This is a genomic window from Serratia sp. JSRIV001 (assembly GCF_019968745.1).
Taxonomy (GTDB): domain Bacteria; phylum Pseudomonadota; class Gammaproteobacteria; order Enterobacterales; family Enterobacteriaceae; genus Chania; species Chania fonticola_B.
Genome location: NZ_CP074147.1, coordinates 4981447 through 5007318, shown reverse-complemented (window position 1 = coordinate 5007318; position 25872 = coordinate 4981447). Strand labels below are relative to the sequence as shown.

General features: G+C 48.3%; 31 protein-coding genes. 15 read left to right on the top strand and 16 right to left on the bottom strand.

Annotated features, from left to right (window positions below; genetic code table 11):
- Positions 1 to 57 precede the first annotated feature (57 nt).
- Positions 58 to 717 carry a 4'-phosphopantetheinyl transferase superfamily protein gene (locus KGP17_RS23290; protein WP_221035268.1) on the top strand — a complete coding sequence of 220 codons (660 nt, stop codon included), beginning with the start codon at positions 58 to 60 and terminating at the stop codon, positions 715 to 717.
- 50 nt (positions 718 to 767) lie between these two features.
- Here the strand turns inward: KGP17_RS23290 and KGP17_RS23285 are convergent, their stop codons facing one another.
- Positions 768 to 2159 carry a Xaa-Pro peptidase family protein gene (locus tag KGP17_RS23285; RefSeq protein WP_223498460.1) on the bottom strand — a complete coding sequence of 464 codons (1392 nt, stop codon included), beginning with the start codon at positions 2157 to 2159 and terminating at the stop codon, positions 768 to 770.
- A gap of 474 nt (positions 2160 to 2633) precedes the next feature.
- Between KGP17_RS23285 and KGP17_RS23280 the strand changes: the two genes are divergently transcribed.
- The 4 genes from KGP17_RS23280 (at position 2634) to KGP17_RS23265 (ending at position 6385) form a co-directional block, all read left to right on the top strand.
- Positions 2634 to 3404, top strand: coding sequence for a histidine phosphatase family protein (locus KGP17_RS23280; protein ID WP_223498459.1), 771 nt, complete (start codon positions 2634 to 2636; stop codon positions 3402 to 3404).
- 559 nt (positions 3405 to 3963) lie between these two features.
- Positions 3964 to 4698, top strand: coding sequence for a nucleoside recognition domain-containing protein (locus tag KGP17_RS23275; protein WP_223498458.1), 735 nt, complete (start codon positions 3964 to 3966; stop codon positions 4696 to 4698).
- Between the two features lie 16 nt (positions 4699 to 4714).
- Positions 4715 to 5176 carry a YjiG family protein gene (locus KGP17_RS23270; RefSeq protein ID WP_037434993.1) on the top strand — a complete coding sequence of 154 codons (462 nt, stop codon included), beginning with the start codon at positions 4715 to 4717 and terminating at the stop codon, positions 5174 to 5176.
- A gap of 96 nt (positions 5177 to 5272) precedes the next feature.
- Complete coding sequence (locus tag KGP17_RS23265; protein WP_223498457.1) at positions 5273 to 6385, top strand: M20 family metallopeptidase; 1113 nt, start codon at positions 5273 to 5275, stop codon at positions 6383 to 6385.
- Positions 6386 to 6675: 290 nt separating this feature from the next.
- Here KGP17_RS23265 and KGP17_RS27900 read toward each other — a convergent pair whose 3' ends face one another.
- The 15 genes from KGP17_RS27900 to KGP17_RS23190 all read right to left on the bottom strand — a co-directional run bounded on the left by KGP17_RS27900 (position 6676) and on the right by KGP17_RS23190 (position 15389).
- A complete protein-coding gene (locus tag KGP17_RS27900) occupies positions 6676 to 6810 on the bottom strand; it encodes a type II toxin-antitoxin system RelE/ParE family toxin (RefSeq protein ID WP_245398320.1) in 135 nt (44 codons plus the stop codon).
- Positions 6811 to 6949: 139 nt separating this feature from the next.
- Positions 6950 to 7231: a CopG family ribbon-helix-helix protein gene (locus KGP17_RS23255; protein WP_223498456.1), complete on the bottom strand. Its 282-nt coding sequence runs from the start codon at positions 7229 to 7231 to the stop codon at positions 6950 to 6952.
- A 116-nt stretch (positions 7232 to 7347) separates the two neighbouring features.
- Positions 7348 to 8205: a DUF4942 domain-containing protein gene (locus KGP17_RS23250; protein WP_223498455.1), complete on the bottom strand. Its 858-nt coding sequence runs from the start codon at positions 8203 to 8205 to the stop codon at positions 7348 to 7350.
- A 78-nt stretch (positions 8206 to 8283) separates the two neighbouring features.
- Positions 8284 to 8661, bottom strand: coding sequence for a type IV toxin-antitoxin system YeeU family antitoxin (locus tag KGP17_RS23245; RefSeq protein WP_223498454.1), 378 nt, complete (start codon positions 8659 to 8661; stop codon positions 8284 to 8286).
- 77 nt (positions 8662 to 8738) lie between these two features.
- Complete coding sequence (locus tag KGP17_RS23240) at positions 8739 to 9074, bottom strand: TA system toxin CbtA family protein (RefSeq protein WP_223498453.1); 336 nt, start codon at positions 9072 to 9074, stop codon at positions 8739 to 8741.
- 12 nt (positions 9075 to 9086) lie between these two features.
- Positions 9087 to 9569, bottom strand: coding sequence for a hypothetical protein (locus KGP17_RS23235; protein ID WP_223498452.1), 483 nt, complete (start codon positions 9567 to 9569; stop codon positions 9087 to 9089).
- 63 nt (positions 9570 to 9632) lie between these two features.
- The gene (locus KGP17_RS23230; protein ID WP_223498451.1) at positions 9633 to 9953 is read right to left on the bottom strand and encodes a DUF5983 family protein; all 321 of its coding nucleotides are present in this window, start codon (positions 9951 to 9953) and stop codon (positions 9633 to 9635) included.
- The gene (radC, locus tag KGP17_RS23225; RefSeq protein WP_223498450.1) at positions 9947 to 10435 is read right to left on the bottom strand and encodes a DNA repair protein RadC; all 489 of its coding nucleotides are present in this window, start codon (positions 10433 to 10435) and stop codon (positions 9947 to 9949) included. Before radC ends, KGP17_RS23230 begins: the two co-directional genes overlap by 7 nt.
- A 17-nt stretch (positions 10436 to 10452) precedes the next feature.
- Positions 10453 to 10887, bottom strand: a complete 435-nt coding sequence (locus KGP17_RS23220; RefSeq protein ID WP_223498449.1) for an antirestriction protein — start codon at positions 10885 to 10887, stop codon at positions 10453 to 10455.
- A 145-nt stretch (positions 10888 to 11032) separates the two neighbouring features.
- Positions 11033 to 11485 (bottom strand): IrmA family protein, encoded by a 453-nt coding sequence (locus KGP17_RS23215; RefSeq protein WP_223498448.1) that lies wholly within the window; start codon positions 11483 to 11485, stop codon positions 11033 to 11035.
- Positions 11482 to 11934, bottom strand: coding sequence for a YfjS/YafY family lipoprotein (locus KGP17_RS23210; RefSeq protein WP_223498447.1), 453 nt, complete (start codon positions 11932 to 11934; stop codon positions 11482 to 11484). Before KGP17_RS23210 ends, KGP17_RS23215 begins: the two co-directional genes overlap by 4 nt.
- A 38-nt stretch (positions 11935 to 11972) precedes the next feature.
- Positions 11973 to 12542 carry a hypothetical protein gene (locus tag KGP17_RS23205; protein ID WP_223499718.1) on the bottom strand — a complete coding sequence of 190 codons (570 nt, stop codon included), beginning with the start codon at positions 12540 to 12542 and terminating at the stop codon, positions 11973 to 11975.
- The gene (locus KGP17_RS23200; protein ID WP_223498446.1) at positions 12542 to 13246 is read right to left on the bottom strand and encodes a transcriptional regulator; all 705 of its coding nucleotides are present in this window, start codon (positions 13244 to 13246) and stop codon (positions 12542 to 12544) included. The genes KGP17_RS23205 and KGP17_RS23200 overlap by 1 nt, the downstream gene beginning before the upstream one ends.
- Positions 13247 to 13448: 202 nt before the next feature.
- Entirely contained in the window at positions 13449 to 14324 is an 876-nt protein-coding gene (locus KGP17_RS23195; protein ID WP_223498445.1) for a GTPase family protein, read from the bottom strand.
- Positions 14325 to 14432: 108 nt separating this feature from the next.
- Positions 14433 to 15389: a transcriptional regulator gene (locus tag KGP17_RS23190; protein WP_223498444.1), complete on the bottom strand. Its 957-nt coding sequence runs from the start codon at positions 15387 to 15389 to the stop codon at positions 14433 to 14435.
- A 565-nt stretch (positions 15390 to 15954) separates the two neighbouring features.
- Here KGP17_RS23190 and KGP17_RS23185 point away from each other — a divergent pair.
- The 10 genes from KGP17_RS23185 to KGP17_RS23145 all read left to right on the top strand — a co-directional run bounded on the left by KGP17_RS23185 (position 15955) and on the right by KGP17_RS23145 (position 25750).
- Entirely contained in the window at positions 15955 to 16533 is a 579-nt protein-coding gene (locus KGP17_RS23185) for an inovirus-type Gp2 protein (RefSeq protein ID WP_223498443.1), read from the top strand.
- Positions 16534 to 16639: 106 nt separating this feature from the next.
- Complete coding sequence (locus tag KGP17_RS23180; protein ID WP_223498442.1) at positions 16640 to 16846, top strand: AlpA family transcriptional regulator; 207 nt, start codon at positions 16640 to 16642, stop codon at positions 16844 to 16846.
- 98 nt (positions 16847 to 16944) lie between these two features.
- Positions 16945 to 17541, top strand: a complete 597-nt coding sequence (locus KGP17_RS23175) for a hypothetical protein (RefSeq protein WP_223498441.1) — start codon at positions 16945 to 16947, stop codon at positions 17539 to 17541.
- A gap of 169 nt (positions 17542 to 17710) precedes the next feature.
- The gene (locus KGP17_RS23170) at positions 17711 to 18289 is read left to right on the top strand and encodes an inovirus-type Gp2 protein (protein WP_223498440.1); all 579 of its coding nucleotides are present in this window, start codon (positions 17711 to 17713) and stop codon (positions 18287 to 18289) included.
- Positions 18290 to 18433: 144 nt separating this feature from the next.
- Entirely contained in the window at positions 18434 to 18979 is a 546-nt protein-coding gene (locus KGP17_RS23165; RefSeq protein WP_223498439.1) for an inovirus-type Gp2 protein, read from the top strand.
- A 553-nt stretch (positions 18980 to 19532) separates the two neighbouring features.
- Positions 19533 to 20129 (top strand): cytochrome b/b6 domain-containing protein, encoded by a 597-nt coding sequence (locus KGP17_RS23160; RefSeq protein ID WP_223498438.1) that lies wholly within the window; start codon positions 19533 to 19535, stop codon positions 20127 to 20129.
- Between the two features lie 420 nt (positions 20130 to 20549).
- Entirely contained in the window at positions 20550 to 20858 is a 309-nt protein-coding gene (locus tag KGP17_RS23155) for a hypothetical protein (RefSeq protein WP_152529993.1), read from the top strand.
- A gap of 246 nt (positions 20859 to 21104) precedes the next feature.
- Positions 21105 to 21236, top strand: a complete 132-nt coding sequence (locus tag KGP17_RS27930; protein WP_256444949.1) for a hypothetical protein — start codon at positions 21105 to 21107, stop codon at positions 21234 to 21236.
- A 517-nt stretch (positions 21237 to 21753) separates the two neighbouring features.
- Entirely contained in the window at positions 21754 to 22647 is an 894-nt protein-coding gene (locus KGP17_RS23150; protein ID WP_024531319.1) for an alpha/beta hydrolase, read from the top strand.
- Positions 22648 to 24820: 2173 nt separating this feature from the next.
- Complete coding sequence (locus KGP17_RS23145; protein WP_223174986.1) at positions 24821 to 25750, top strand: carbapenem-hydrolyzing class A beta-lactamase SFC-2; 930 nt, start codon at positions 24821 to 24823, stop codon at positions 25748 to 25750.
- The last annotated feature ends 122 nt before the right edge of the window (positions 25751 to 25872 follow it).

The following is a 25872-nucleotide window of genomic DNA, read 5'->3' as shown; positions in this document are numbered from 1 at the left end:
TACTGGGCAGGGGTTCTATTACCTGCCCAGCATGCTGTCGGTGAAGGGTTAAAGAACATGACCAATTATATCTACTGCTCTCGTATTGACGAGCTAAGCAGCGAACTGCTTTATTCGCAGCGGGATTATCTTGATAGAGACCAACGGATCTTATTCGATCGGTTTAGATTTGATGACGATAAACGCCGGTCATTATTGGGGAGAATGCTGCTACGTTATGCATTAAAAAAACATGTTGGGTATCAGGGAAGTCATTTTCCCAGGCTGCACTATAATCGCTATGGCAAGCCTGCTGTGATGGGAATGAAAGGGGGGTTTAATCTTTCCCATGCGGGGGACTGGGCCGTATGTGCCTATACCACGCAGGGGGATATCGGCGTTGATGTGGAAAAAAGAGTCCCCATTGACATATATGACTATCAGGATGTGCTCACCCCTGAGGAGTTTACACAACTCGCTCAGGGGAAAAACGTAGATTTCTTTCGTCTGTGGTCGTTAAAAGAAGCCATCATAAAAGCGGATGGTCGGGGTTTTGCTTTATCTCCGACCACGTTTACCTTACCTCACCCTTTTGCTAATGGCTTAACCGTCGATGTTGCTGAAAAACGGTGGTATTTGTACTCACAGGACATTGGGGGGGAATATGTATTATCCAGCGCCTCAACATCCTATGACACCGCACTGTTTTCGTTAGCCTTTGACACTTTGTTGGCCTGACTTAATCGTTGCCGTTTTCTGCCAAAGCCGTATGCGATATGGCGGGGCGCTCAGCTCTGGCAGACAAAAGCGCTGTCCTTGTCCAGCAAATAAGGGCGCAAATAGGCAACGGTGCTGCACATCGGCAAGATATCTGCTGACAGCGTTATCCCCAATGTTTCGATCAGGTATTTTCTACGCTGCTGCATCCGCTGCCACAGCTGTGGATACTGTTGTTGGATCTCCAACTTCAGCTGTTCATCTGCCAGTAGCACCGTGCTTTCGGCAGAAACGCCACCAAAGTTGGGCACTGAAGGAATGATATCAATCTGCAGGATCATACCGCTCAGCAGGGGTTGCTGGGAGCCTTGATAAACAGGCGAAGACATCCACTCTTCTTCAGCGGTCAAGTGCCCTGGGCAAAGCGACCAACCATACTTTGAGCGCGGTAAGACCGCTTCCACGTGATCAAACAGCTCCCCGCCACGCATGCCAACGTTAATCACTTCAAGCCAGTGGGCATAGGCTGAGAAATAGGGCTTGGCGACCGCATCCAGATAGTTTTTTGCTTCTGTTGATAACTCACCATTAGCATTGACCGCATAACCCGCCCGGCTGGAGGCCCCGCCGCGATAGCCAACGGTTAGCGAGATCGTATCACCGTACTTCACGGTATTGTCTGTTGGGAACAGGTTACCCTTGATAAAGCGTGGGCCACTGGAAGCAATGGTGACGATACTCGGGTGCTGGCCAAAGCGCACCAGGCAATCCCCTAACGCTTGTTCTGTGACGCCCGGGGCCAGCTTATTCATGGCATCCAGAATGCAATCGGAGGCTAATGCGGCACCATATTCATAGTGAGCCACCTCGTTGGCATTATTGACCGTTCTTACCCCGTGCTCGCCGATAAACAAGTCGGTCTCATTGGATAAACAGGCCTCATCACCGACAATGTTACGGAGGGTATCGACAATAAATGACGGGAGGTCGTAGATTTTCTTGTCGATTTCAGGCCCGTTGGTAAACATCTTCCAGCCAACCAGGCCGGTGCGGGCATTTTCCCGAATGCCAGCTTCAACCAGCAGCTCTTTAATCGACTTATCGCTTCTGCCGGGTTGATTTGGCAGTGAGAATTGAGATAGATGTACCGCCTTGACTTGGATCCGCGCTTTGCTGACCTTATTGAGATTCTCGTTCCCCAGCACTAGCGTCATTTCGCCATCGGCGTTGATAATCAATAAGGCTTCTTCAAAGCGGGTGAAAAAGCCAACCAGATATTCAAAATTACCACCGTGCTCCACATCACAGTAAATCACCAGTTGATCAAGCCCACGCTGCTTCATCCTGCTGAGGATGTTGTTTTTTCTTTGTTGGATGGTTTCGTCCGTAAGCGCAACGGGCACGCCAGAACAGTCCTTTTGTGGCTCTGGGATTGTTTTTAGGCTTACTTGCTGGTTTTTCATGTGATCCTCTCTGCCTGGTGGGAGCTTTTGGTTAAGACTTATTGGCCAGTGTAAAACAGCTTAGCGTTAATTTGATCACAGTTTCTACTTTTATAGGTTTGAGTTCTTGCATTCATTTATCAAACTGTTAGCGTATTGGACTGTAAATTAGGATTGTTACTGTTTAACAGGCAAAACCTAAACCTCGGGTGGTGTTGGCTATTAGTTAGCACGCCACCCGAGGTTTAGGTTTTTTTTTGCCTCAAGATCGGTTTATACAACAGGCTGGCACCCCGGCAACGCGACAGAGAGTGATGAAGTATGAACGACCAGCAAAAGAAATTATTGATGGAGTGAGTGACCAATAAAACGTGGCTAGCCTGATGTACGGCATAACCCGCTTGCGTTTAAAACTATTCGTCTGATGTGGGGGATATATAATCCATCTACGGAAGACCAACAATAATACAAACTATAACCATTGAGGAAATAACCATGAAACGGTTTTCACTATTACTTGCTCTATTGTCTTCACTTATTTTTAGCCCGCTCTTGGCTTACGCTGAAACAGTCGGTGATAATACAGTCACCATTTATGTTACCCGCCATGGGAAAACCATGTTTAATACCGTACATCGGGTTCAGGGTTGGGCAGATACCCCGTTGACTGCCGCAGGCGTTACGGTTGCTGAACAACTTGGCAAGGGGCTGAAGGATGTTGAATTCAAAAAGGTGTATGCCAGCGATCTGGGGCGGGCGCGTCAAACTGCACGTATTATATTAGCCGCAAAAGGGCAGCAGTTGGACATCGTTGAAAGCGAGAAATTGCGTGAGTTCTGCTTCGGTATTTACGAAGGCGATCTCGATGCCAATATGTGGGGAGCAATCGCCACCAAGCTTGGCTATGAGTCGGAAAAAGCGCTATTCGGTGATTTTGCCAAAGGGAAATTGCCATTTGCCAAGATGTTCGGCGGTGTTGCTCTGGTCGATACCAGCGGTGAGGCTGAAACGTTTGCCGCCGTCAAAGCACGTATGCAATCAGAGCTAAAAACTATTGCTGAGGAAACGGCAGCTCAAGGGGGCGGTAACGTACTCCTGGTTTCACATGGCGCAGCCATTCTGGCCATGGTAGCGGATATGAACTCTACACCCATTATCGCGCCACTGTCTAATGCTAGCGTTACGCAGATTACTTATAAAAACCGTGAATTTACCGTAGGTAAACTGGGCGATATGAGCTATGTAGAAAAAGGTGCAAAGCTCTGATTGGGCGGTGAGCTAAAGGTAATTAAATAGAATACTATGTCTCCATAATCCTCAATATCTAACCAGTATCAGCGGCAATCTTGTCACATCATCATATAGATAAGATCATTTAGTCCCTGATGCTGGTTTTCGGCTTTTTTTCTGCGCAGGAACTTAACCCGACGCACATCAATGCATAAGCCAAGGCGAAAATGCAAACTCTAATTATGAGTCTGCTAATTTAATTAAACATTAAAAATTAATAAAAAAATCACAACACTGTTGGTCAAGTAATGCACCCGTTGGCAATGCTATGAGCAGACTAAATCAGACCATGTTGTGAACATATTCGGTAATAACTACACATAATTTGTCATAATTTCATTAATAAATCGTTATTTTGGACAGAATAAAATGCCAACAACGTCATGTTTTATAAGTTAAATTTTCCTTTGTGCAGGATTTATTGATCGCCATCAGGATGCGCATGAACAAAAAATATACACAGTAGACTATTCATAAGCCGATGCTGTTATGACTGGCACTGGGTTATTTTGTGACACTCTGATAAGGAAATAACATGAGCGGACAGCAACAAAATATTACCTCCTCTGCTACAGAAATGGCTCCCGTTCGCTGGGGAGCCTACGTGGCGCTACTTTTTGCCATGGTATTCTTTTCCGGGCTTCTCGGCGGTAAAGAATGGTATGGCGTGTTTGATTTCACGACATTGAACGGGTCTTTCGGACGAGTCGTCAGTGGTGTGACTCAAAGCAACGAGGCATTAAACGTTTCCAACAGTACCTTTCGTGGTACCGGCGGTAATGGTGCCATGGATGGTTTTCTCTTCGCCTTCGGCCTGATACCTGCTGTCATGTTTGCCCTTGGCATGATCAATGTACTGGAGCACTACGGTGCTCTGAATGCGGCACGTAAACTGTTAACCCCACTGTTGCGCCCGTTGCTGGGACTGCGCGGTAATACCGGTTTGGCACTGATCGGCAGCTTGCAGAGCACGGATGTTGGTGCCTCACTGACGCGCAAGCTGGCTGATGAGGAGCAGATTACTGAGAATGAAAAAGACGTTTTCACCATGTTTCAGTTTTCTGCAGGCGCAATGATCACCAACTTTTTCTCCTCTGGCGCCATTTTGTTCACTTTGGTCGCCGCTGACGGCACCCTGGCTGTTCCCGCCTCGATCGGCCTGTGCATCCTCGTCATGTTTTTTATGAAAATCGTTGGCGCGAATATTTTTCGTTTGTTGCTGAAAATGCGTCGTCAAGATAACGCATCTTCTGAAATCCATAAGGCATAGGGAGATCACCATGAGCATGACGACTGAATCCAAACCCATGATCACCGATGTTTTTGTTGCTGGCGCGCGCAAAGGCTGGACCATTGCCACAACCAGTACCTTGCCCAATGTTCTGATGGCCTTTGTGGTGATCAAGGCGTTGACCATTACTGGCGCACTGGACGGGCTGGCTTTCATTTTTGCTCCCCTGATGCAGCTGTTCGGCTTGCCGGGCGAGGCGGCAGCGGTCCTGATCGGAGGCTGGATGTCAATGGGCGGTGGGATCGGTGTAGCCGTTAGCCTGTTCGATAGCGGGATCCTGACTGGAGAACATCTGGCTATCCTGGCACCGGCCATCTATCTGATGGGGTCCCAGATCCAGTATGCCGGACGCATCCTTGGGGTCATTGGCACCAACGCCAAACTGATCCCGTTGATGATAGCCATCTCGGTACTGAATGCCTTCGGTGCCATGTTGCTGATGCACATTTTTATCTAGAGGCACGGCGACCTGCGGGGCGAGTGCGAGATCGTACTCTCTCTCGATTTAATTTCAGTGCACGCGCAGCCTGCGCAAAAGAACAGGGGAAACACCATGCAATTAGACGACTATCTGGCAGAGTTGGCCTCCTTGGTTAATGTGGACTGTGGTACCAATACGCTGGACGGAGTTGCCACCGTTGCTGGCAATATGCATGAGAAATATCAGCAGCTCGGATGGCACAGCGAAATTGTCGATCTTGGCGATAAAGTGGGGCCCGGCGTTTTTGCTGCCAACAAACCCAATAGTCCACACTTTGATGTGCTACTGGTAGGTCACCTGGATACGGTTTTCCCGGTAGGTACCGTAGCGACCCGCCCCATGAGCATCAAGGAGGATCGCGCCTATGGCCCCGGCGTGGCGGATATGAAGAGTGGGCTCCTTAATATTCTTTGGGCAATGCGGGAACTGTCTGCAGAGGCGAAAGAGCGTCTCTCTATCGCGATTGCCATGAACCCTGATGAGGAGACGGGGTCGGTTTACTCACATGAATGGATTGGCGCACTGGCGAAACGCAGCCGCTGCGTGTTGGTGTGCGAGGCCGCCCGTGCGGATGGCTCACTGGTCAAGGCTCGCAAGGGAATGGCCCGCTACGAGCTGGAATTTCACGGCGTCGCCGCCCACGCCGGTAACGATCCTGATAATGGGCGTTCCGCAATCAATGAAATGGCCCACTGGATACTTCATCTTAATCAGTTTGCCAATGCGCAACTGGGGACGACCCTGAATGTTGGAGTGGTGAGTGGAGGTTCTGCGGCCAATGTAGTTGCGGACCACGCGCAAGCGATAGTGGATGCCCGCTTCTGGCAGAACGACGAATTTGAGCGTGTCGATCGGCTAATGCGAACCCCTACGCCTCACTGCTTTACTGCCGATGTTCGCCTCAATGTGACATTACAGGCTCATGTGCCCGCCATGTCACCCTCAGCAAAAACCGAACAGCTGATGGCGAAGGTGGAGTCTGCGGGTAGGTTGGAGAATATTGACGTTCGCTGGCAGGCCGTCGGTGGTGGTTCTGATGCCAACCATACCGCCGCGCTTGATATTCCCTCACTGGATGGTTTTGGCCCAATTGGGGCTGGCTTCCATAGCCCGGCAGAATATCTGGAGTTGTCCAGCATCGAACCCCGAGTGCGTCTTTTACGCCGGGTGATAGAAACGCTTTGATCGCTGTCAGAAAGCAAAAAACCCGCCATAGGCGGGTTCTTCTAAATGATGGTGCCGGACTCGGAATCGATATTTCAATGTAACTTATTAATATTTAAATTTATTTTTTGATTTGATTATTTATGTACCCTCAATTGTACCCGCAGTCCCTGTGAGTGTTTTTTGGGAACCACATCGGGGTTTTGCTGTGATAGAAGACGTCAAGTGAAGTGAAAAAAACCGCGTAGGCATCGTGTTCGATTCTTTATTTCTTTACCTGTTTGGTAGCGAGTCTAATGCAGAGTGCTATCTTACCGATTTTCTCGCGTATGCCAAACACGTAAGATGTAGAGCGCGTTAACTCTGAGTTCGTAGTGAATTTCATAGTTACCGATGTTCAAGCGACGTACTTCCCGTGGTTCATATCTTGCCAGTGCGGGTCTCATACGTGAATGCGTCAGCAGGTTTACGGGGCAAGCACCAACGATTGAAGCACCTGCGCAGATGCTTCTGGATTTACGTTGGCAATCAAGAAGCGCAACAGCTCTAAATCTTGCAACGCATGATCTGACCAAACCACCTGCATTACTTTTGCCCTGACTGTGGTACAGGAAGTGGCGTGTCAATGTTCAGACTATTTATCCATTTCAATACATCTGTTTGTTCCACCACTCTGCTCTCATCCACATCAGCCAGCCCCCGCAAGATCATTTGATGATGGTTCTCTTCCTGCTCAATGTTCGCAGCCAAGACTTGTTTGACTATCCAGCCACGGGAACGATCATAATTTGCAGCCAGTTCGTCGAACTTCTCTACCATTTCAGCAGGAACATGGGCAGTGATAACGCGTGTTGGTGATTGTCCCATAAGTTTCTCTTTGTGATTAAAATGTAATCATAGTTAATAAGAGAGCAACAGACAATGTTGAGGTTAGGAAACCGTTGCCTATTGTCTCAACTCTGCTTACTACTGTGCTGGCAGGGTTATAGCCGTTCTGGCAGTACGCCTGGGTAATGTTTGGCGATGATATCGTTCATCTTGTCTATCAACGCAGGCTTTCCGAACGTAAGGTGTGCTGTGCCCTTCATGAAGTATCTGATTGTAAAATACTCATCTTCATAAACCTCAGCTTTCTGCGGTGTAGCGCGGATATGTTCATACAGCCGAGCGGTGACGTCCTGACGATTATCAGGGATCGCTTTGCCATCCAGTAAATGTAACATCCTCTCCAGATCGGCCAACTGATCCCGCCGATAACTGTGGTTCAGCGTAAATCCCCATTGGTTGTGACTCACCAAACTGTTGACGATCACTTTCTTGCCAAATTTACACGGGTGATTCGACTTGTAGTCCCAGGAGAGCGACTTGAACACGTTGATCACTCCCCGCTCAAATACCTCTCCCTTGTCCCGGTGCAACTGATTGAATGTGCTGTAGATACTCTCGTCGCTAATAGCCGGAATATTGTCGCCCTCCAGGTTTCTGTACCATTGATCACGCGCCTGCGCATCCATGATCGCAAGCATTCCGGAGCGTTTCATCAGAACTCGCCATATACTACGGTCGAGATTACGGGTGATCACGGGCATGGCCGTTTCGGCTTTTTCCATCAGCCAGCAACCGCAGCGGAAGTCTTGTTTCATTGCCCAGTCCCTTGCTACTCCACCGCCAATGCTGTTGGTGATGGTTGAGATATCCTCAAGCTGGTGAACAAGGGCTTCAATTTGCGTCAGCGCGGCGTTACGTCCGGTGACGATACGTTCAATACTGGTGGAGCAGATAATCTCTGTGTGGTCGGTTAACACATCGGGTTCAATCACGGTATTCAATGCTGTTGACATTGTTAGGGTTCCTTAAAAACAAAATGCCTGCGTCATGGCAAGCAGGTATAAAGATTGGAAGATGAGTTCGTTACGGCTTTATGTCGGTGTCTGATAGACCGCCAGATAGACGTGGCCAAAGCTACCCAAGGTATCGGCTTCGCAGGTAAAACCAGCGTGCTGCACCGTAACGCAGTGCTGGCGGCGCTGGTCGAGCTCACCCGAGCGCAGACAGGCTTCCAACAGTTTAATCAGCACTGGGAAGGCGCGATCCAGCGTTTTAAGCGCATCAGGGGAGAACATACCGACAAAGCCGGCGCGGTCGGGTAGAAAATGCAGGCGGTTACCTTTTTGTACCAGCCTTGCTCCCAGACGGGGAGTAATGGCACAGTGCAAGCCCCAGACGGGTGACGGTATGTTGTCTTCGTCGGTGAGTGGGGCTGCGTTATTATCGGTATTGAGAACGGGTTCTTTCATCGCTGAATATCCTTGAAAAAGTAAAACGCCAGCGGTCGAGGCTGGCGTAGGGGGAAAGTGGGGTTAGTGGGGAATAATCAAGCCAGGCGGCGAATCACCGGGCTGCGTAATCCCCGTGCGCTGCGGGCGCAGAGCATGTCACCGGCGCTCAAAGTCGGATCTTGTGCCATAAGGCTGAATCCAGGTCGGTCAATACGTACTAGGTCAAATTTCTCCACCAGTTCGTTGACGGTTTCGCGTACCGTGACGCCATACTCAATCTGTTGGGTAATCGCCTGATCGTCGTGATACGGCGTGTCATTGAGCTCCAGGCCGTAACAGTGAGCCAGCAACCAGGCAAGCAGTTGCTGGTATTCGAGAAAGGCGGGACTGGCATTGGACGGGGTGTGGGGGAGTTTGTTCATGGTCTTCATAAACGGGGTTCCTTAACAGAGCGGAGAAACTGGTAACTTGCAGTGATAGCTCAGCCAGTGGGCGACTTTCCGCCGTTGTTTTAACGGTACGTCAGATTCAATCGTCCAGGTGTTGGGGCATTGCGTATTGGCCAGCAACAGTGCAGCCATCACCAGCCAGTGGTAGGGATAGCCTCGCGTATCGCAGCGGATCAAGGCATGGGGTGTCTGACGTCGGTAGAGCATAAAGGGATCACCGGCCAGTTGGCTGGCCCTTTCCCCGTTAAAACCGATCAGGTCCAATCCCATCAGGCTGTCGTCGAGTTGGTATGGTTTTTTACCCGTGTATTCACAGATAACGGGTGCTGTGGCTAGCCCCAACGTATCAGGGCGTTGACACAGTTGCTGGTAAGCGGTGGTGATGGCCTGGCCTATCCTTTGCCAGTCGTGTGATGATACGTTGCTGTGTTGCAGAAAATGGAATACGCCAGGCACGGGCGATGTGCTTTTATTCATCAGAGGATTTCCTTTGAAAATAGAGGAGTAAAGCGAGAGTAGGACGTTGAGTGTGGGGCTGTATTACCAGCCGAAGGTGACAAAGTCAGGCAACACATCACCCAGAGCATCAATATGCAGGTAAGTCAGTTGATGGCGTTTCATCAGCGTGATGACCAGACGGCGGCAAGTCTTGGAGAGCCCCAGTCGTTTGAGTTGCAACACCGGATGGCTCCAGGCATCCAGGCGTATCAAATATCCGGTCCCCGAAAAGTGGATCCACTCACCATCACTGAACTCATCCTGACAGTGTGAGATCCTGTACAGCAGTGTATTGTCGTCCTCACTGATATGGGCCGAACTGCATTGCAGACCACGAAGTATCATGGGTGTGGTGACTAACATAGCAACCACCCTCGTTCGGCCAGTGAGATCAGATCTCCGTCCCCCACAATCAGGTGATCCAGCACGCGGACATCAACCATGTCGAGCGCATTGATCAGCCTATCGGTGAGCGTACGATCGGCCTCACTGGGAGTGGGATCTCCCGACGGATGATTATGGGCCAGTATCACCGCGGCAGCCTGGTGGTGTAATGCTCGGATCACTATTTCACGAGGATGGACGATGGTGGCATTGAACGTTCCGACCGAGACGGTTTCACTGGCCTTCAGCCTATGGCGATTGTCCAGGTACAGCACCATAAAGCATTCGCGACTTTGGGATTGAAGATGGAGTCGAAGCCAGGCCTTGACCGCCTCTGGTGAGCTAAAGGTATAGGGCCGGTGCTGCAACTGGGTTTCGAGTATTGCTAACGCCTGGCTGATAACCTGTTGTTGATCGGCGGTGAAGTGCGGCGGGGATGTGAGCATCTGGGGGGGGAGCATGATAAACCTCCGGAAGTTCAGTCGATTAGGACGAAGATGGCACGGCTTTCAGGATGGTGCAGCGCGTATTCTCGTAACCGGTAGAAGTGATCGGTCATGGCCTCGCTTTCGGTCCGGCAAGCATGGTAGCTGTAGGCCATTAGGCAGGCGGTAATACCCGCAGCCTCCTGGCCCACTGTAGCCCCGTTGCCGTTGAGGGCATTGAACAGCACATACTCCTTATCGGTATCTGGCATCAGGAAAGCACCGCCGTTACTGAGCATGTAGAAATCCCACAGTCCACCGTGGTAATTCACACAAAGTCTGTCCAGCCAGCCGAAAACGCGGGGCTCCAGAACGAGCCATTGCGGTATGCTGCCGAAGTGCTGCGGCCAGAAACGAGAGCGCTGGTCGCCTGGTACCCTAGTGGCGATCACCGAGCTTGCCGTAGACGGGGCAGAATGCGTATTCATGAAAAATATCCTTATTTATTATCGATAAATAATAAAACAGGCCTCGCCGGAAAACCGGGGCCTGTTCATGATGTGTGTGATAAAAGTCAGTGGGCGCTTACGGGGACGGCTCACCCGAGGTCTGGCATATGAAAATCTAAGCCAGTTATGATGCCTTACTCCCGGCAACCGATACCGGTAGTGGCTGGTAATATTGTGGATCGAATATAGACAGCGGCAGGTCAACCTGATAACCGTTACGCTCTTCTGTTGCCTTCATGACTTCGACTGAACTGACGTTTTCCACGCATTCGTTTTCCAGTGATGCTTCCTGAGAGCGCGTGGTATCACTGTCACCAAACGCGGCTACCTCCATGTTCCCCATCGCCAGTGTGTTGCCACTTTTGTCTTTCAGACGCAGGGAAAGGGTCAGCGGGCCGAAGCCCTCGCCGCTGCCGCCGTTATCCAGACGGAACTGGTAGACGCAAACATTGCCTGGCACCCAGACCGTATCCGTGTTGCGGATACTGATATAGCGTTGTTCATTGGCCTGCGCCTGTGCCAGCAAACTCAGAGTCAGGACTGTAACTGAGGTCATGCCTTTCAGCTTCTTATTCATGGATTTTTCTCCTGATTCTCCGGCAGATAGAGTTTTCCCATTTCCTTGCCATCATGCGAATACACTACCGATTTTTCGCCAGTGTAGCTGTCGGTCTCAATCCGGAAAGTCAGGGTGATATTATCTGCCAAGCACAAGGCAGCCATCAGAGGCTGCACCGTTTTCTGCTGCATATCAGCAATGTAGTAATAATTACCTGACTTACAGTCCTCCGGTGACTGACGGGTTTTCAACACTGTGTATTGCGGTGTGCCAAAGGCATCCTTTTTCACCCACTCCTGAGCAATATCGGATTGATGCGATACAACCTTGCTGAATGGTGGTGGAGTGAGGTCCTTAAATCTGGCTATCGCTTTCACTCCAGCATCTTCTTTACTGTCGCAGCCAGAGATACTCATGGCACCGATAACCGCCAGAATAGCAAGCATATGCGGGTACAATTTCTTCATGGTGCTCATTCCTTGTTTTCAGTCTTGTTTCCGTTGCGTCAGCAATTGCCAGTGCGGCGACACAGTTCAGCCAGACTCTGTTGGGTTACCCATTGCTGCAGTTTTTGCTCTGGTGCAGAACGCTTCGCAGCCAAAGCAGCCTGTTGCTTTTTGTTGACGCAGTTTTCTGGAATTGCGGCAAGCACCTGAGTGTTGTGCGGTTCATTCGCCAGTTCCAACTGATACTGAGTGTCGATGATGGTGAAATAGCACCCTTTCCCCTGATCCTCGCCCTGATAGACGGAGGTCAGATCCGAGTAGTAGCCGCTGGCAGGTTTTACATTCAGCTTGCGAACAGTATGCGTTTTCTTGTCGGCGAGAAAATAGGCACCGCCGCCACGTTGGCGAAGCAGGAATTGTTTTGTCCACGGATAGTTATCGATCACCGTGGCCTGATAGAGCATGTTATGCAGGGTGTTGTTGTCCATGCCATCGTCAGATTTCCAGCCATCCGCTTGCATATAAGACCAGGCTTTGACTGTACCCACGGTGTTTTCAGCGGCAGCCGAGAAGACAGCGCCGGTACAGAGACTTAGAGCAAATGCTGTTGTAGCCAGTAATTTCATCATCATGATTCCTTTTGAGGTAAAAGACTGTCGCCGGTGCTGGCGAGCAGTGAGTGAAAAACGCGAAAGTGAGGCAGAGCCCTGAGAAAACCCGGGTCAGCGAGTACGTTGCGAATCTGAATTTCCGGCACAAACAGTGCCGGATGGAAGGTAACAGCATGGATATCGTTTAACGGAAACACCGCCACGCGATGCTGATGCTCACCTGTCAGGTACCAGTACCCGTTACAGAGTACGAGGCGGTAAGGCGCAAGCCCTGAGCAACGACAACCCTCAGCTAGCAGCGTCACTCGACGGTGCTCTGATATAGCTCTGACAAGCCTCGTAAAGATACCTGGCCGGGATGGTGACAATGGCACCGACTCTGACCATATAAGGCATGGAGACTCACCAGGCCCACTCAACAGTGAGCTAACCATATGGTTATCCATATCAGGAAACAAAGCCTCCACTCCCGACTGGCGAGCAAAAGTCATTACCGCCAGTTCACGTTGATGACTGCCAGAGAGCAGGCGACAAGTACCGTCGCGATATTCCAGATCCAGATACATCAGCCGCTCACGAAAATCCCGGCGGAGGGTACGGACCGACACGCCAAACTCTGCTGCCAGAAGGCGCATATCCAGCGTTTCGCCTGCTACCAGACGACTGATAATGAGAGACAACCGGACCGCCAGCCGTTCATGGCGACGCTCAGTCTGGGACATGAGAGGTATTCTCCATCCTGTTAATAGGCTGAAAATTAAGTGATTAGTGTAACGAAGGGGGAGGACAGGGTATGGACACAGGAAGGCGTATTTTTTCAGTACAACGAATACAGTTGTGATGCGCCCTTAAGCGTTACCAGAGGATTATCCGCTTATTAATTGAGCGCCAATCGGACAGGGAGTGTCCGTCATGCGAGGTTTGTCAGAAGAAAATCCAGTCCCAGACGGTACGGGCGAGCGTCACCACTGCTTCCCGCACAGTGCGAATAACAGTTCGAACAGGAGCAGGCAGAAAAGACGACGACTCCACAGTACCAAACACCTCACTCACTGCACTCCCAAAGCCCTCACGTGCCTGCTTTTTTACCGATTCACTGCATAACTTCCCCTGCAGTTGCATCGCCAGTGGGCTGGTAGCACGGTCCGGCAGGCAACCCATCATGGTTTCGACCATTGACGGCAAATTCCATTCTGTCCTGGCGGAAACGGCGCACACCGGATGATGCGGTGAAAATAGCTGGCGAATGGACTCCAACCTTGCCTCAATATTCACCAACTGATGCGGTGATGGCGCATTGCCGGTGACATACCATTCATGGCTTGGCTCTATTTTGTCGGCCTGGTTAACGACAAACAGTATTCGCTGTTGGTAACCCGTCATCACTCGTCGGTAGAAGTGTTCATCCACTGAAAAAGCACGATCATCAGCTTTTATAACCCACAGGATGAGATCCAGCTCAGGGAGAATATTGCGATATAGAGATTCATATTCTTTATCCCGTTGCTTACTCTCGCCTACACCGGGTAGATCTACAAGTATCAGGCTGTGGTCACTGCTGCTCAAACGCAATCGCAGCATTTCACGTGTGCAGGCGTCGACATCGCTGACGGGCGTGACCTCCCCCTGGAACAGCGCATTGCAGAGCGACGATTTTCCCGCACCTGTTTTACCCATGATGCCGATGACCGGTTCGTAGTGAGTGAGCTTTTGAATATGGTCAAGAATATGTTTTCCAATGGCATAAGGGAGCGATGCCAGCGGCTTTTCGATGGCCTGAAAACCTTCTGATTTTTTCATGAAACGACCTCAGACAGAAAAACAAAACACCCAATACAATGACGTATTGGGTACGGTTCACAAAGGTAATATCTGTCTGAGATTTTTTTAAATCGAGGGGCGGGATAATCACATGGCGTTATATTTCTCCGTAATAAGCATTTCCAGCACGTCACTCAGTCTCAGGTTATATTCTTGGGCGATGTTATCGAGCATCTCCTTGACCTCTTTCCTGATGTAGGTGTTGATGGCTTTTTTATCGTCCTTCCGATATTTTTCTTTTTGTTTTTGCTGATGCCATGAGTGGTTTATTCGTGACTTGAACAGTTCCCGAGTGTCTTCCGGAGCCTGCCATAAATCCCAGGCAGCGAGGGCGGACAGATAATAGTCACGGGAGGAGGATGGGGTAAAAAACTGCGTGACAGGTAGGATTTTCCCAGGTGTCTCAGCCTGTTTTTCTTTTATTCTCGACCAGAACCAGCGGCACATGTCTTCATCATCGGCATTAAGCCAAGTAAAGCGCTGAGGCCTGCGGCAATTATCTAACCACTGTTGTTTCAGTATTTCCAGATGCGCCATTTTACCTCCCTGTTGATTCAGACTATGAGCACCATCGAAATAGTCTCTGAGGGTGCGAAGTCGTTCCTGATGTGTGGCCGGGGACTCCCCCAGTCCGAGAGCTTTATAGGTGTTTATCTTCGTGTTGCCATTATTCAAAGTCGGCTTCCTTACTAAAGTTTGATTTGGAGCGGGATGAAGGAAAGGGGCATAATTGTTAGTGTCAAGATAAATCACTGCCCAGAGATAGAAGGTTGCCTGTTCGTTGTTTTTCAGCCATGAAAATGCCTCATCAGGCAGAATGGCGTAGCCCGCCATAATTTCGATTTCATTGACTTCTTGATTATGTGAAACCTCAAATGTGTATTTTTTTTCCAGGAACGCATTCACGTTTCGCAGGCAATTCTCAGCATTGCCCGGATCGTATGTGGGAAACTCACCAGGGTACTTATTCGCTAGGTGCTGTGCGTAAAAACGACAGACCCGCCCGTCCTTGCTTCTGACTTTTGCCTTCTCTTCCGCCATCATTTTTCCCTCAGTGTTCGTATTCAGATTCCTTATCTTACACATAAAAAGGTGTGCTCTGCATAGTCACTAAGTGATTAATTGCTAATTGATTGATGAGAAATAGGTATTGATATCTTTGTTTATCGTGATTAACAACTGATTAGTTAATGATTTTTAGCTGTTTTTATCCTGTTGCCAATCGTCAAAAACCAGGCAGGGTAAGGGTTACGCCCTGATTATGTTATCGGAAGGGGGATTGTGACGTTGTTGTTCCGGGTAGGGGAAAGGAATGAGCTGAGCCTGCGCTTACCGTTGTGGGGTGTCCAGCGGCCTCTGTGGTCGGCATGCTGACCGGATGGGAAACAGGGAACGTCAGTGGTTTTTTTGCGATGGCAGAAACGACCGAGAACGGTTAGTGGCAAAGGTATGGAATTAAGGTTAATTAATATTATTAAAAGAAGTACATATACCTATCGCATCCCGTATACGTAAAAGATTATAAGCATGTACTGGATAAACCTATCGACTTATCCAAGTAAAAATTACAGGACTACCTCTTCCTTTGAACCAATACCAAGGAGGAAAAATGAAAAGACCCTATAACGCCAACCCAAAGTATGAAATGGATGGTCTATTGTTGACTGATATCAATACGCATATGGAGGCGATGTTCCAACGTTTTTCAAAACTACTACCTTTCAGGATCGACTTTGCATATAAAAAGAGTTCAGCAAGCTTTGGTCATGCTTGCAGACACTCAATGTATAACGAGGTCCTAATGTTGATTAAAGAGTTCGAAAAATCTCTTCCGATAGTGGGCTATTACTGGGTGATAGAGTACACGAAGAGAAAAGGACTTCATGTCCATTTTGTTTGCTATCTGAATGGGCAGTTTCAGAACTGTCATTATCCGATATCCCGAGCGATGGGCAGCATCTGGAAAAAAGTAACAGATAATGATGGATATCATCACCTTTGCGTCCCTAAAGATATTTACGAAGTCAAAATTGGCAAGGTGATCCGACATTTTGATACGGACGAGATCGATGATTTGTGTTATGTCATTAGCTATCTGGCTAAATGTGAGCAAAAGGAAAATGGTATCATCGCGGGTAAAAGCGTGATACCGGTAAAAAGCAAGCGAGGTAGACCACGCATACGCTGAACAACCTTCACTAACTTTTTACAGATTCACCGGTTGGTATGTCGGAGCAGGGGTAACAGTCATTCACAACCACTCCGACTTACCTTTTAAATCGGAGAACTCAACCATGACAATCAAACCCTCCCTGCTTGAAGACCAGTTTGTCGACATGGCATTTATCACAACCCTGACCGGACTCACCGATAAGTGGTTTTATAAACTGATTAAAGATGGTCTCTTCCCGAAGCCAATTAAGCTGGGTCGTAGTTCCCGCTGGTTAAAAAGTGAAGTGGAAGCCTGGCTTCAGGACCGCATTAACCAGTCCCGCAAATAAACCTCTCCCCTAACTAAACCCGCAGCATGAAAATAATTATCCGGCTACCCCGGAGGTTTTCTGCTGCCTGTCATTCCAGTCATGAAGGAATATGCACCATGAAAGACAATAAATCCCGTTACGAAGAACTCCACAGATATTACCAGACCTGGCTGACGGATTTTACGAAGCTGACAGTCAGGTCGGGCATGTGTCACCAGAATATATACCACCATCATACCCTGACGGTTGGCCGTCTAACGTTCCCGGGGAAAGCGCCAGCTATTGCGATTGTTCCGCAGTGCCTGCACCGAATCATTTACGGTAAAGCAGCGGTAGCACCACTATCCCTGGAGGATGATCTGAGTGTCAGTCTGTGTACACAGGAGCACCTGCTGGCTCATCACCCCATGCTGGAGGGGGTTCTGCTTTCTGAATGCGTGCGTTTAAAACAACGCTCGCTGGCAAATGAGCTTATCAGCCTATTCAGGCAATTTAGCGGAACAGAGTTGCGTCTGAAGCTTGTCTGGCTGTGCTGGTACGATTTGATGCTGGGGAATGGTTTTGCTGACTGGACTGAAAATTTGAAGATTAAAACTGAAGAAGAAGTGAATCACTGGATTAACGAACGGCAGTCTGAGCACTACGCGTTAACCGGCATCGTGGATGAGTACATCACTTTTGCCTACCGCACTGCCCTCGATCCGCTGACTTGAGTTTCATGCCTTGTTCTGCTCAGGGAGTTAAAATTAATATAATTAATAGTCACTCCCTTTTTACAACCATCTCAGTAACTCCTTGCAGATCATCCTGTCAATCGCACCTCCTCAAGGGGTTGGCTTCATCTCTCCTACTGGTATCAACCAGCTATCAAGAGTTAATCATATGAATACTAAACTAACCTGGACGCCAGACTGGTTTTTGTCGTCTGTCCTGAACTGGCATACAGACAGCATGATAAATCGGTATGCCTGCCTGCGGGCTATCCGCATAGATCTGTTCTATCAGAACGGAACAGCTAAATATTATCAACAATCTCACCGTCAACTGGAAAAGGATATCCACTTGCTGATGGACAAAATGATGAGCCTGCGAGCCGTAGTAGGATACTTCTGGGTCATCGAGTGGACTGAGGATCATCACTTCCATGGTCATGTGGTCTTCTGGCTGGATGGTAATCGAACCCAAACTCCCTACCCCTGGGCAGAGAAAGCGGGTGAGTTCTGGAGCGTTATTACCGATGGCGATGGCTGGCATCATCGCTGTGAATTTAAAGAGCATTACAGGGCCAATATCAATATCCCGGTGCACTACAACGATCCAGACAGCATCACTAACATCCGGCTTGTACTGGAATATCTGACTAAAACTCAGCAGAAAGAGGGATTGTTACTTCACGGCTGTAACGAGGTGCCTGAACGCCCGCTAACGGGTCGTCCACGGCTTCCGCCAGCGATCAGCTAAATATGCTAAAGGCCTGCAGTGGCGTGACTACGCCACTGATATCCGCTGTCAGCGTAGCTGCTTCAGGAAGCCTGGGGCATATCGACGTGCTCACGATTTAATTACGTAGCACTCCCTTCTTTTGACCCCGACCAGAGATATCCCATGGAACGACTTAATGAAAAACTGACAGATGTGCAGTTGATCCATCGTGAACTACAGTCAGCCATTGACCATTATCCACGACTGGCGGCTTTTCGGTTTAGCTTGCGACAACCCGAAGTTGACGCATTGCGACTTCCTGAAGAGGCTGTCGTGCAATTTATTCATGCGCTTCAGCAGATGACCCATCAATACATCGAGATACGGCAATCAGAAGGCAAAGCAGTACCACCCACTATGCTCAGGATATTATGGGGGGTGGGTTCCTCACGCGATATTCAGGTCATGCTGATGCTCAATCTCAGTACGTTCTGTTGCAGGCAACAGCAGGAAGGCGAGGAAACGGTCCTGGCTCTCATTCGCCAGGCATGGGCTGCTACCCACGGTGATACACCGTTTACAACGGAGCCGCAGGTTTTCTTTCCATCAGAACCGTGTTTTTTGGCCTGTCGCACAATACCGGCCAAATTTACTGCGCAACACGAAGTACTGAGAAGTATCGCCAGGCAACTTCCTGCGCCTGTTGCCTTCTACCGGAGCAACGTGTAACGCAGACCAACAGTAATCGGTTTATCTGAATTGTCATGATCAACGGTCGCAGACCCGGTAATGCAACAGAGGGTGAGGTGTACTGGCAATTGCGGACACTGTCATTTGTTCTTTTTTTAAGAATAAATTCGATAATCGTTCTTGGCGAAGTCTGACGGTGAGAGATTATCCTACCGGGAATAACGACGTGCGGGGAAGGTTATCTGCGTGAGTTGTGCTTATCCACGTTACACGCTCATTGCTCTACCGTGTCGTTAATATCTATGATGAGAGGTGTAGCGACCTGCAACGCTGTAGTGGAATGAAAGTAACGCTAAATGAAAAATGGGTATCTGGGGGCCGTGGGCGGTCAGGGTATTTCCCCTGACAAGGGGGGCGGTGTTGACACACAGGCCTAGTCGTTCTTCGAATTGAGCAGAAATGTTGTAACGATCAGACCATACCCGCCCCCGATTTTGATGCAATTGACGCCATAGACCCGTACCCATTGTTTTAAATCAGGCTATGATTTAACAACAACGGCACGAGAGCCGGTAAAATACAAGGGAGCATCATGCAACAAGCACCGACATCGCGACGGACATTCTGGCATTTCCTTTCACTTTATCAACCGCTGTCTTTGCGGTGCCTGCATATACTGATAGCCTTTTTGATCGTGGGTCAAATACTCAACAGTAATGGTATGGAATTGACAGCAACAGAGCAGCTGGCCAGCGCGACGATACCACGTTTCTTTACCCTGATGCATACCAGTATTGGCCTTACGTTACTTGCGCTCAGTGTCGTACTGATTGGGTATTGTTTGAGACGACGCGGTTTACGTTATTTTTATCCTTACCTGTGGGGCGATATTGCCCAGCTCCAGCAGGATATCCATACCTTGTTGAAACGCCAATTGCCCGAAGCCAACCCCAAGGGATTGGCGACCAGTGTACAAGGATTAGGTCTGGGCGCGCTCAGTCTGGTGGTGCTTTCCGGAGCAAGCTGGTTTGTACTGTGGCAAATGGGCTCCCCGTTAGCTTCCATCGTCAAGGATTGGCATCAGACATTAACCGGACTGATTGAGGTTTATTTGATTGCGCATGGTGGGATGGGGTTACTCCACTTTGCCGTGTGGTATTGGCAGCGTCGGCCACGCGAGCTCTTTTAATGCCCGGAATGGTGGTTCATTTGATGTATTTAAACGCCACCGAGAAGGCTGTATTAACTTGAGTCTCATCAGGAATCATATCAGCACAGACCAATACCTATTCTCCGGTGTTGGTCGCATGCCCTCAGCCTCATTGGTGACAGTGTTACGGGGGGAACCAAGTCGTAAGCTGAAGTAAACAGTAAGAATGCCATGTGTAATCCGTTTAATGGAGATTGCCATAGGCAACCGGCCCCATTACCCTTGACACCCATTTCACTCCACAGTGGAGAAACAAAGGATCCCGACAGAGTTCGGGATCCGAACTGTTACGTACGTAGTTTTACACAGTGTGTAAAAGATACGTACGTAGGGCCGTCAAGCAAGAGTGAGCCTCGTCTGCGTTGGCCGTCAGCGTTGGTTGCGGCGGACAGGGATAATGTGGAACCACAATTGCGCGCATTGCCGGAGCCATTGGGGCAGCAAGTTCTGGATGACGTGGCGGAGCGCGTTGGTACCGGTGAGATAAAAAATGTGATTGCCTACCTGCTAGCTACGTTGAAGCGAGCGAGAAACGGGCAATTTAATTCGACAGCAAGTGTGGCAAAGCGTGCGCAACAACCGCACTCACCACAGAGTCACACTGGTACAGAGCCTGCTCAGCGTGTTGTTCAGCAGGAGCGTAAACGAGCATCCGTGGAACAGATTGCACAAGTGATGGCGGAGATCCGGGCTGATTACAGGCAGTGATTGCGGGGCGTACTGTGTTTCGTATTTGTCGGTTAAAAAACATACACCGTTGCGGGGCGCAACACTTTTTGGAACAAGCTGTGATGGTTTCTAGTGAGCTCTCTATTTATCGAAGTTTCGGTAGCCGAAGCAATACGGATTGCTTATGACCGACGCTGAAAATAGGGTTTAAATCCTGTCCAACCCTATCGGTAATCCCCCATTTTTAACAGAGGCAATATCGAATCGTTGCATTTCGGTTAACTGGTGTCGGAGCACCTGTTTGGTGAGCGGCACAACCTGAAAGAAGACGAGGTTATCAACCAGGCGCAGCAGATGCTGGGCCTGGGCCGCGTGGTAGCCACCCGTCGAGATGAATCAGAACCACCGGAGAGTTGATGGCCTGGTAGCACGATGTAGCACTGTTGTTTTATCTACCCGAGCGGGAAACCTTTTGCCACACGGGATAGGTGTTTTTCCGCTCATTTTTATCTGATGAAGGAGAAGGCACCATCGTACCTCCTGGTTCCCGGAGGGCCTGGAGTTTGAAACCTGTGATTTTCTGGGTTCCATCTTTATGGGTAGGGTTCCAAACGGACTTACCAGTATTTTAGTTCTTGTGGGCTTTAGCCTGAAGAAAATTACCGGTCACGACTATGGCATTGACTTTTTCCTGGTGTAAGACCAGAAGATCCGCCGGTCAGAACAACTTTTACGGGTGTTTTACGGCTAATACGACTGAGGTTGTTAACATTCTGATCGGCAAGGAATACCTTTCCCCCCCTTCCTATCAAAAAATTAACATTCAATCATGGTTGAATATTAATGGCTATGTGTTTTATCATCACCGATTCTTGAACCATGAAAGTGAAAATTACACGAGAGATTTGGTAACCTGCTGAAATGGAGCTCCACAATGTCCCAATTGCAACTTAACGCTATATTAGAACAAAATGAAAAGAATCTTCCGCCGGAAAACGCCACACCCGACGAGTTGCGTAGTTGGTGGGAAACAGCGATGGCGCAGATACCTGTCGCAGATGTTGCTTCAATCGAGCGTCTGAGTTTGGCTGGTTTTAGCGCAGAGTTTCTACGGCCCCATGGGAAATATACCGATAACCTGATCATTTATGCGCATGGTGGCGGTTTTGTCATCGGTTCAAGCAGCACCCATCGTGTGATCACCAGCTATCTGGCCCAGATAAGCCACAGTGCGGTCTTGGTACCCGATTATCGTCTGGCACCTGAAAATGCTGCGCCGGCGGCGCATGACGATATCTTTACTGCATATTGCTGGGCATTAGAGCAAGGCTATCCAGCGCGAAAAATCGCCTTGGCCGGTGACTCTGCTGGTGGCAATTTAGCGCTGGCTGCAGCGGTTCGCGCGAAGGCTGAGGGCTTACCTATGCCCGGTGCCTTATTCCTGATCTCACCAGGGCTGGATTTAGCATGTGAAGGCATCTCCCACCAAGAGGTAACGGATGATCCGTTCTTGACTCCTCAACTGCTCGAATTCTTATTCCAATCCTATGTTGGGATTGGGGGCGATCTCAAATCATCACATGTAACTCCGTTCTATGCGGATTTCGCTGGCTTACCTCCAACGCTGGTTCACGTGGGGAGCTGGGAAATGCTAAGGGATGATTCGGTGACAGTCGTCGAACGGATGCGCGAAGCAGGTGTCGATGCAACTTTGCAAATATTCGATGGTATGCCTCATGTATGGCAACTGTTCGCTCCCATCCTGGAGGAGGGCATGGCTTCATTGGAGCAAGGTGCTTATTTTATCCAAAAACACTTACATGAATAAAAATACGTATTGATAAAGTAAAGGGTGATAACCAGGAAGTTACCACCCTTTACAGGCAGGGAAATTATAGGTATGGAAATAGCCTTTATAACCTCAAAATATCATAAGAAAAGGATTGCCTGCTAAATACCGAAACGATGAAAGCGCCTGTGTAGACATCTGCGGCTGCAAAGCTACCGGCAGCATTTGCAGAAAATACGTTTATTATAGTTTCTCTGTTGGTATGGGATGTGAGGGTTGTTGTATGATTGGCACTGGTAAGTGCAGAAGTCACTGCTCCTCCTGAGGTTCCTATTCTAAAGGGGAGAAGGCTTCCTGTAGTCGCCCCGAGCAGTTGATAATTATTACCGATGACGGGCTTGATAGTGATAGTACCAATGTAACCTGCACCAGTGGTAAGAATTTCGAGATTTCCGATCTGCGTACCCCTGGTTACCTTTTTTAAACCACTAAGTGGAGTGAAGGATGTGGTTAGCGTTGACAATGCAGCAATAGGTACAGAAATATCCAGGTTAGATGCCTTTCCTATTTAAGATGCGTTCACTGAACTTATGGGGAGTAAAAAAACGGCAATAAGTAATGCTATTTTATGCATGGACATCAAGTTTTCCTTTGATTGAGTATGGTATGAGGTAATATATATATGCATAAGAAAAATTGAAGCATATAAATTGCTCTTTTTTAATCAATTTATATAATTGACATTTTGTGTGGTGAGTTGTTGAATGATTATGGCGTTAGAGATGCGTTAGCTAAATACATGATTGCCATGCTGCGCTCTAGTATTATTAATGTTGGCGGTAGTGTTGGAATTAAAGTGAGCTATTGTGCGTACGGAGTTCTTCAGTGATTTTGATAATCTAAGGATATATAGTGGAAGAAAGATATAGCGTACTCCTTGTGGGGTGGAATCCGCGAGTTGTAGATTATAGCAAGTGGCCGGGCCTTACCGCTGAGAAACTATTCGCAGTTTTTGATGCGGATAAAGAAAGACTTGAATCTCTTGGCTATGAGGTCGAACTGGGCCTAATCGATAGTGCTCGGACTGCTGAAGCTACACTCTTAAGCCTTCTCATGGAAAGGCGTCGTCACTGTGTTCTGATTGGTGCTGGTGTTCGTACTGTTGAAGAATACCTTCCGCTCTTCGAACGACTTGTCAATGCAGTACATACACATGCCCCAGCAGCGAGAATATGTTTTAACGGCGGACCGTTCGATTCTGTCGATGCTGTTTTAAGACAGATACCAACTGCTCCGTTAACTCCGTTACCTTAGGGGGACTTAAATAACTTAAGCCAGCGGGTGTGTGATTATCGATTTGATATGAATGATTAACGTTAGCTTGTGGAGCTTGAAATGAAGGCCACTATTATCAGTTCATTCTCTCCATTATCTATACCGAGTGGTAGTGTTTATGCTAAAAGCCTGATAGCTCCTGGTACTGAACAGGTTATGTCGAGTACCAATTTGACTGTCTAATCATTAGTACAATTGGCTTATCTTGATGTAATAGAACAAAGGAAAGATGCAAGGTTCATATCTGAACTAAGATTTCTCGCTGGTTATTGAAAACTAAATCAATGTTGGCTGGTTATATCGGTAAAGGTTAAGTATCCCAAAACCCTCTAAAGGCTTTGGGATTTTTTTTGATTTAAGATACCAAGATTATCTTCAATGTTTTCGATGAGTGCACTTTTAATTGTTAAGGGGTGTTTCTTTAACTGCTATTCCTAAATAAATCTTTGGCAAAGTAAAAAATCACAAAACCATAACTTATCTTTACACTTCCAGTAAAAAAAATACTCATTTTCAGGTATAAATATCCCTCTTGGTATGCCGAAGATACCAAGACACCCCTTTTGGTTTTTATTTTTCCAGTGCAGGCAGTTATTGCCTGTTTTTTTACGTTAAACAAGCATATTCCTATTGCTAAATGCAATTATGGAGAAAGGGCAAGTTATGAGTTTTTGAAATTCAGGATAAGCATTGTGATACACAACAAACATAGCTGAAGGGCATATTCTAGTTTGGAGATCTCAAAATCTTGATCTCGCTGATATATGAGTATACCCTTCGATGTGATGTGCAACATTGTTATGCCGTTGAAAAATACGGTTTAGAAACGAAATATACTTTAGTTAAAAAATCAACACTCATGAAATGGAAAGGTTTTATGTCACGCACCGGTCGACTGTCTGTATTTTTCTCTGCCATATTTCCCCTGTTGACTCTGACTAATATGGCGGAGGCTGCGTCCCAACCCCCACAAGTAACAGTGGATAAATTGAAAAGGTTGGAAAATGATTTTGGAGGGCGAATTGGGGTTTATGCTATTGATACTGGCTCAAATAAAACTTTTGGTTATAGAGCTAACGAGCGTTTTCCTCTCTGTAGTTCATTTAAAGGCTTCCTTGCTGCGGCAGTATTATCGAAAAGCCAGCAGCAAGAGGGCTTACTGAACCAGCGAATTCGCTATGACAATCGAGTTATGGAGCCTCATTCTCCTGTGACTGAAAAACAGATTACGACCGGCATGACAGTTGCCGAGTTGTCTGCTGCCACTCTGCAGTACAGTGATAATGGAGCCGCCAACCTGTTGCTCGAAAAGCTTATTGGTGGCCCTGAAGGAATGACGTCGTTTATGCGTTCTATTGGCGACAATGTATTTCGTCTGGACCGATGGGAACTGGAGTTGAATTCCGCCATTCCTGGTGATGATAGAGATACATCAACACCCAAAGCTGTTGCAGAAAGTATGCAAAAGCTGGCATTTGGAAATGTGCTTGGATTAATGGAGCGCCACCAACTGATGGATTGGTTTAAAGGGAATACAACAGGAGGAGCAAGAATACGTGCAAGCGTACCTGCAAACTGGGTGGTTGGAGACAAAACGGGTACTTGTGGTGTCTATGGTACAGCCAACGATTATGCAGTGATCTGGCCTGTAGGGCATGCGCCAATTGTTCTGGCTGTCTATACATCAAAACCAGACAAAGAATCCAAACACAGCGATGCTGTTATAGCAGATGCATCGCGCATTGTTCTTGAAAGCTTTAATATTGACGCATTACGTATGGCTACAGGAAAGTCTATCGGCTTCTAAAAATCAGGTGCCGGGTCTTCTTTCGGCACCTGCAAGTGCTGTTTCAGCTGAGTTAAAGCCGCAGTCAAGTGGCTTTAACTCATTTGTTTGCAGTCACTAGAAATTTTAATCAGCGTTGCTTG

Excerpts from the sequence above, each read along its gene's own strand:
- KGP17_RS23165 (WP_223498439.1), top strand. The coding sequence starts at position 18,434 with ATGGAACGACTTAATGAAAAACTGACAGATGTGCAGTTGATCCATCGT.
- KGP17_RS23230 (WP_223498451.1), bottom strand. The coding sequence starts at position 9,953 with ATGTTAGTCACCACACCCATGATACTTCGTGGTCTGCAATGCAGTTCG.
- KGP17_RS23215 (WP_223498448.1), bottom strand. The coding sequence starts at position 11,485 with ATGAATAAGAAGCTGAAAGGCATGACCTCAGTTACAGTCCTGACTCTG.
- KGP17_RS23190 (WP_223498444.1), bottom strand. The coding sequence starts at position 15,389 with ATGATGGCGGAAGAGAAGGCAAAAGTCAGAAGCAAGGACGGGCGGGTC.
- KGP17_RS23205 (WP_223499718.1), bottom strand. The coding sequence starts at position 12,542 with ATGATGAAATTACTGGCTACAACAGCATTTGCTCTAAGTCTCTGTACC.
- KGP17_RS23255 (WP_223498456.1), bottom strand. The coding sequence starts at position 7,231 with ATGGGACAATCACCAACACGCGTTATCACTGCCCATGTTCCTGCTGAA.
- KGP17_RS23235 (WP_223498452.1), bottom strand. The coding sequence starts at position 9,569 with ATGAATAAAAGCACATCGCCCGTGCCTGGCGTATTCCATTTTCTGCAA.
- KGP17_RS23145 (WP_223174986.1), top strand. The coding sequence starts at position 24,821 with ATGTCACGCACCGGTCGACTGTCTGTATTTTTCTCTGCCATATTTCCC.
- KGP17_RS23185 (WP_223498443.1), top strand. The coding sequence starts at position 15,955 with ATGAAAAGACCCTATAACGCCAACCCAAAGTATGAAATGGATGGTCTA.
- KGP17_RS27900 (WP_245398320.1), bottom strand. The coding sequence starts at position 6,810 with ATGAGACCCGCACTGGCAAGATATGAACCACGGGAAGTACGTCGCTTG.
- KGP17_RS23275 (WP_223498458.1), top strand. The coding sequence starts at position 3,964 with ATGAGCGGACAGCAACAAAATATTACCTCCTCTGCTACAGAAATGGCT.
- KGP17_RS23200 (WP_223498446.1), bottom strand. The coding sequence starts at position 13,246 with ATGTCCCAGACTGAGCGTCGCCATGAACGGCTGGCGGTCCGGTTGTCT.
- KGP17_RS23170 (WP_223498440.1), top strand. The coding sequence starts at position 17,711 with ATGAATACTAAACTAACCTGGACGCCAGACTGGTTTTTGTCGTCTGTC.
- KGP17_RS23150 (WP_024531319.1), top strand. The coding sequence starts at position 21,754 with ATGTCCCAATTGCAACTTAACGCTATATTAGAACAAAATGAAAAGAAT.
- KGP17_RS23195 (WP_223498445.1), bottom strand. The coding sequence starts at position 14,324 with ATGAAAAAATCAGAAGGTTTTCAGGCCATCGAAAAGCCGCTGGCATCG.
- KGP17_RS23285 (WP_223498460.1), bottom strand. The coding sequence starts at position 2,159 with ATGAAAAACCAGCAAGTAAGCCTAAAAACAATCCCAGAGCCACAAAAG.
- KGP17_RS23290 (WP_221035268.1), top strand. The coding sequence starts at position 58 with ATGACCAATTATATCTACTGCTCTCGTATTGACGAGCTAAGCAGCGAA.
- KGP17_RS23250 (WP_223498455.1), bottom strand. The coding sequence starts at position 8,205 with ATGTCAACAGCATTGAATACCGTGATTGAACCCGATGTGTTAACCGAC.
- radC (WP_223498450.1), bottom strand. The coding sequence starts at position 10,435 with ATGCTCCCCCCCCAGATGCTCACATCCCCGCCGCACTTCACCGCCGAT.
- KGP17_RS23240 (WP_223498453.1), bottom strand. The coding sequence starts at position 9,074 with ATGAAGACCATGAACAAACTCCCCCACACCCCGTCCAATGCCAGTCCC.
- KGP17_RS23270 (WP_037434993.1), top strand. The coding sequence starts at position 4,715 with ATGACGACTGAATCCAAACCCATGATCACCGATGTTTTTGTTGCTGGC.
- KGP17_RS23160 (WP_223498438.1), top strand. The coding sequence starts at position 19,533 with ATGCAACAAGCACCGACATCGCGACGGACATTCTGGCATTTCCTTTCA.
- KGP17_RS23220 (WP_223498449.1), bottom strand. The coding sequence starts at position 10,887 with ATGAATACGCATTCTGCCCCGTCTACGGCAAGCTCGGTGATCGCCACT.
- KGP17_RS23245 (WP_223498454.1), bottom strand. The coding sequence starts at position 8,661 with ATGAAAGAACCCGTTCTCAATACCGATAATAACGCAGCCCCACTCACC.
- KGP17_RS23280 (WP_223498459.1), top strand. The coding sequence starts at position 2,634 with ATGAAACGGTTTTCACTATTACTTGCTCTATTGTCTTCACTTATTTTT.
- KGP17_RS23175 (WP_223498441.1), top strand. The coding sequence starts at position 16,945 with ATGAAAGACAATAAATCCCGTTACGAAGAACTCCACAGATATTACCAG.
- KGP17_RS23210 (WP_223498447.1), bottom strand. The coding sequence starts at position 11,934 with ATGAAGAAATTGTACCCGCATATGCTTGCTATTCTGGCGGTTATCGGT.
- KGP17_RS23180 (WP_223498442.1), top strand. The coding sequence starts at position 16,640 with ATGACAATCAAACCCTCCCTGCTTGAAGACCAGTTTGTCGACATGGCA.
- KGP17_RS23265 (WP_223498457.1), top strand. The coding sequence starts at position 5,273 with ATGCAATTAGACGACTATCTGGCAGAGTTGGCCTCCTTGGTTAATGTG.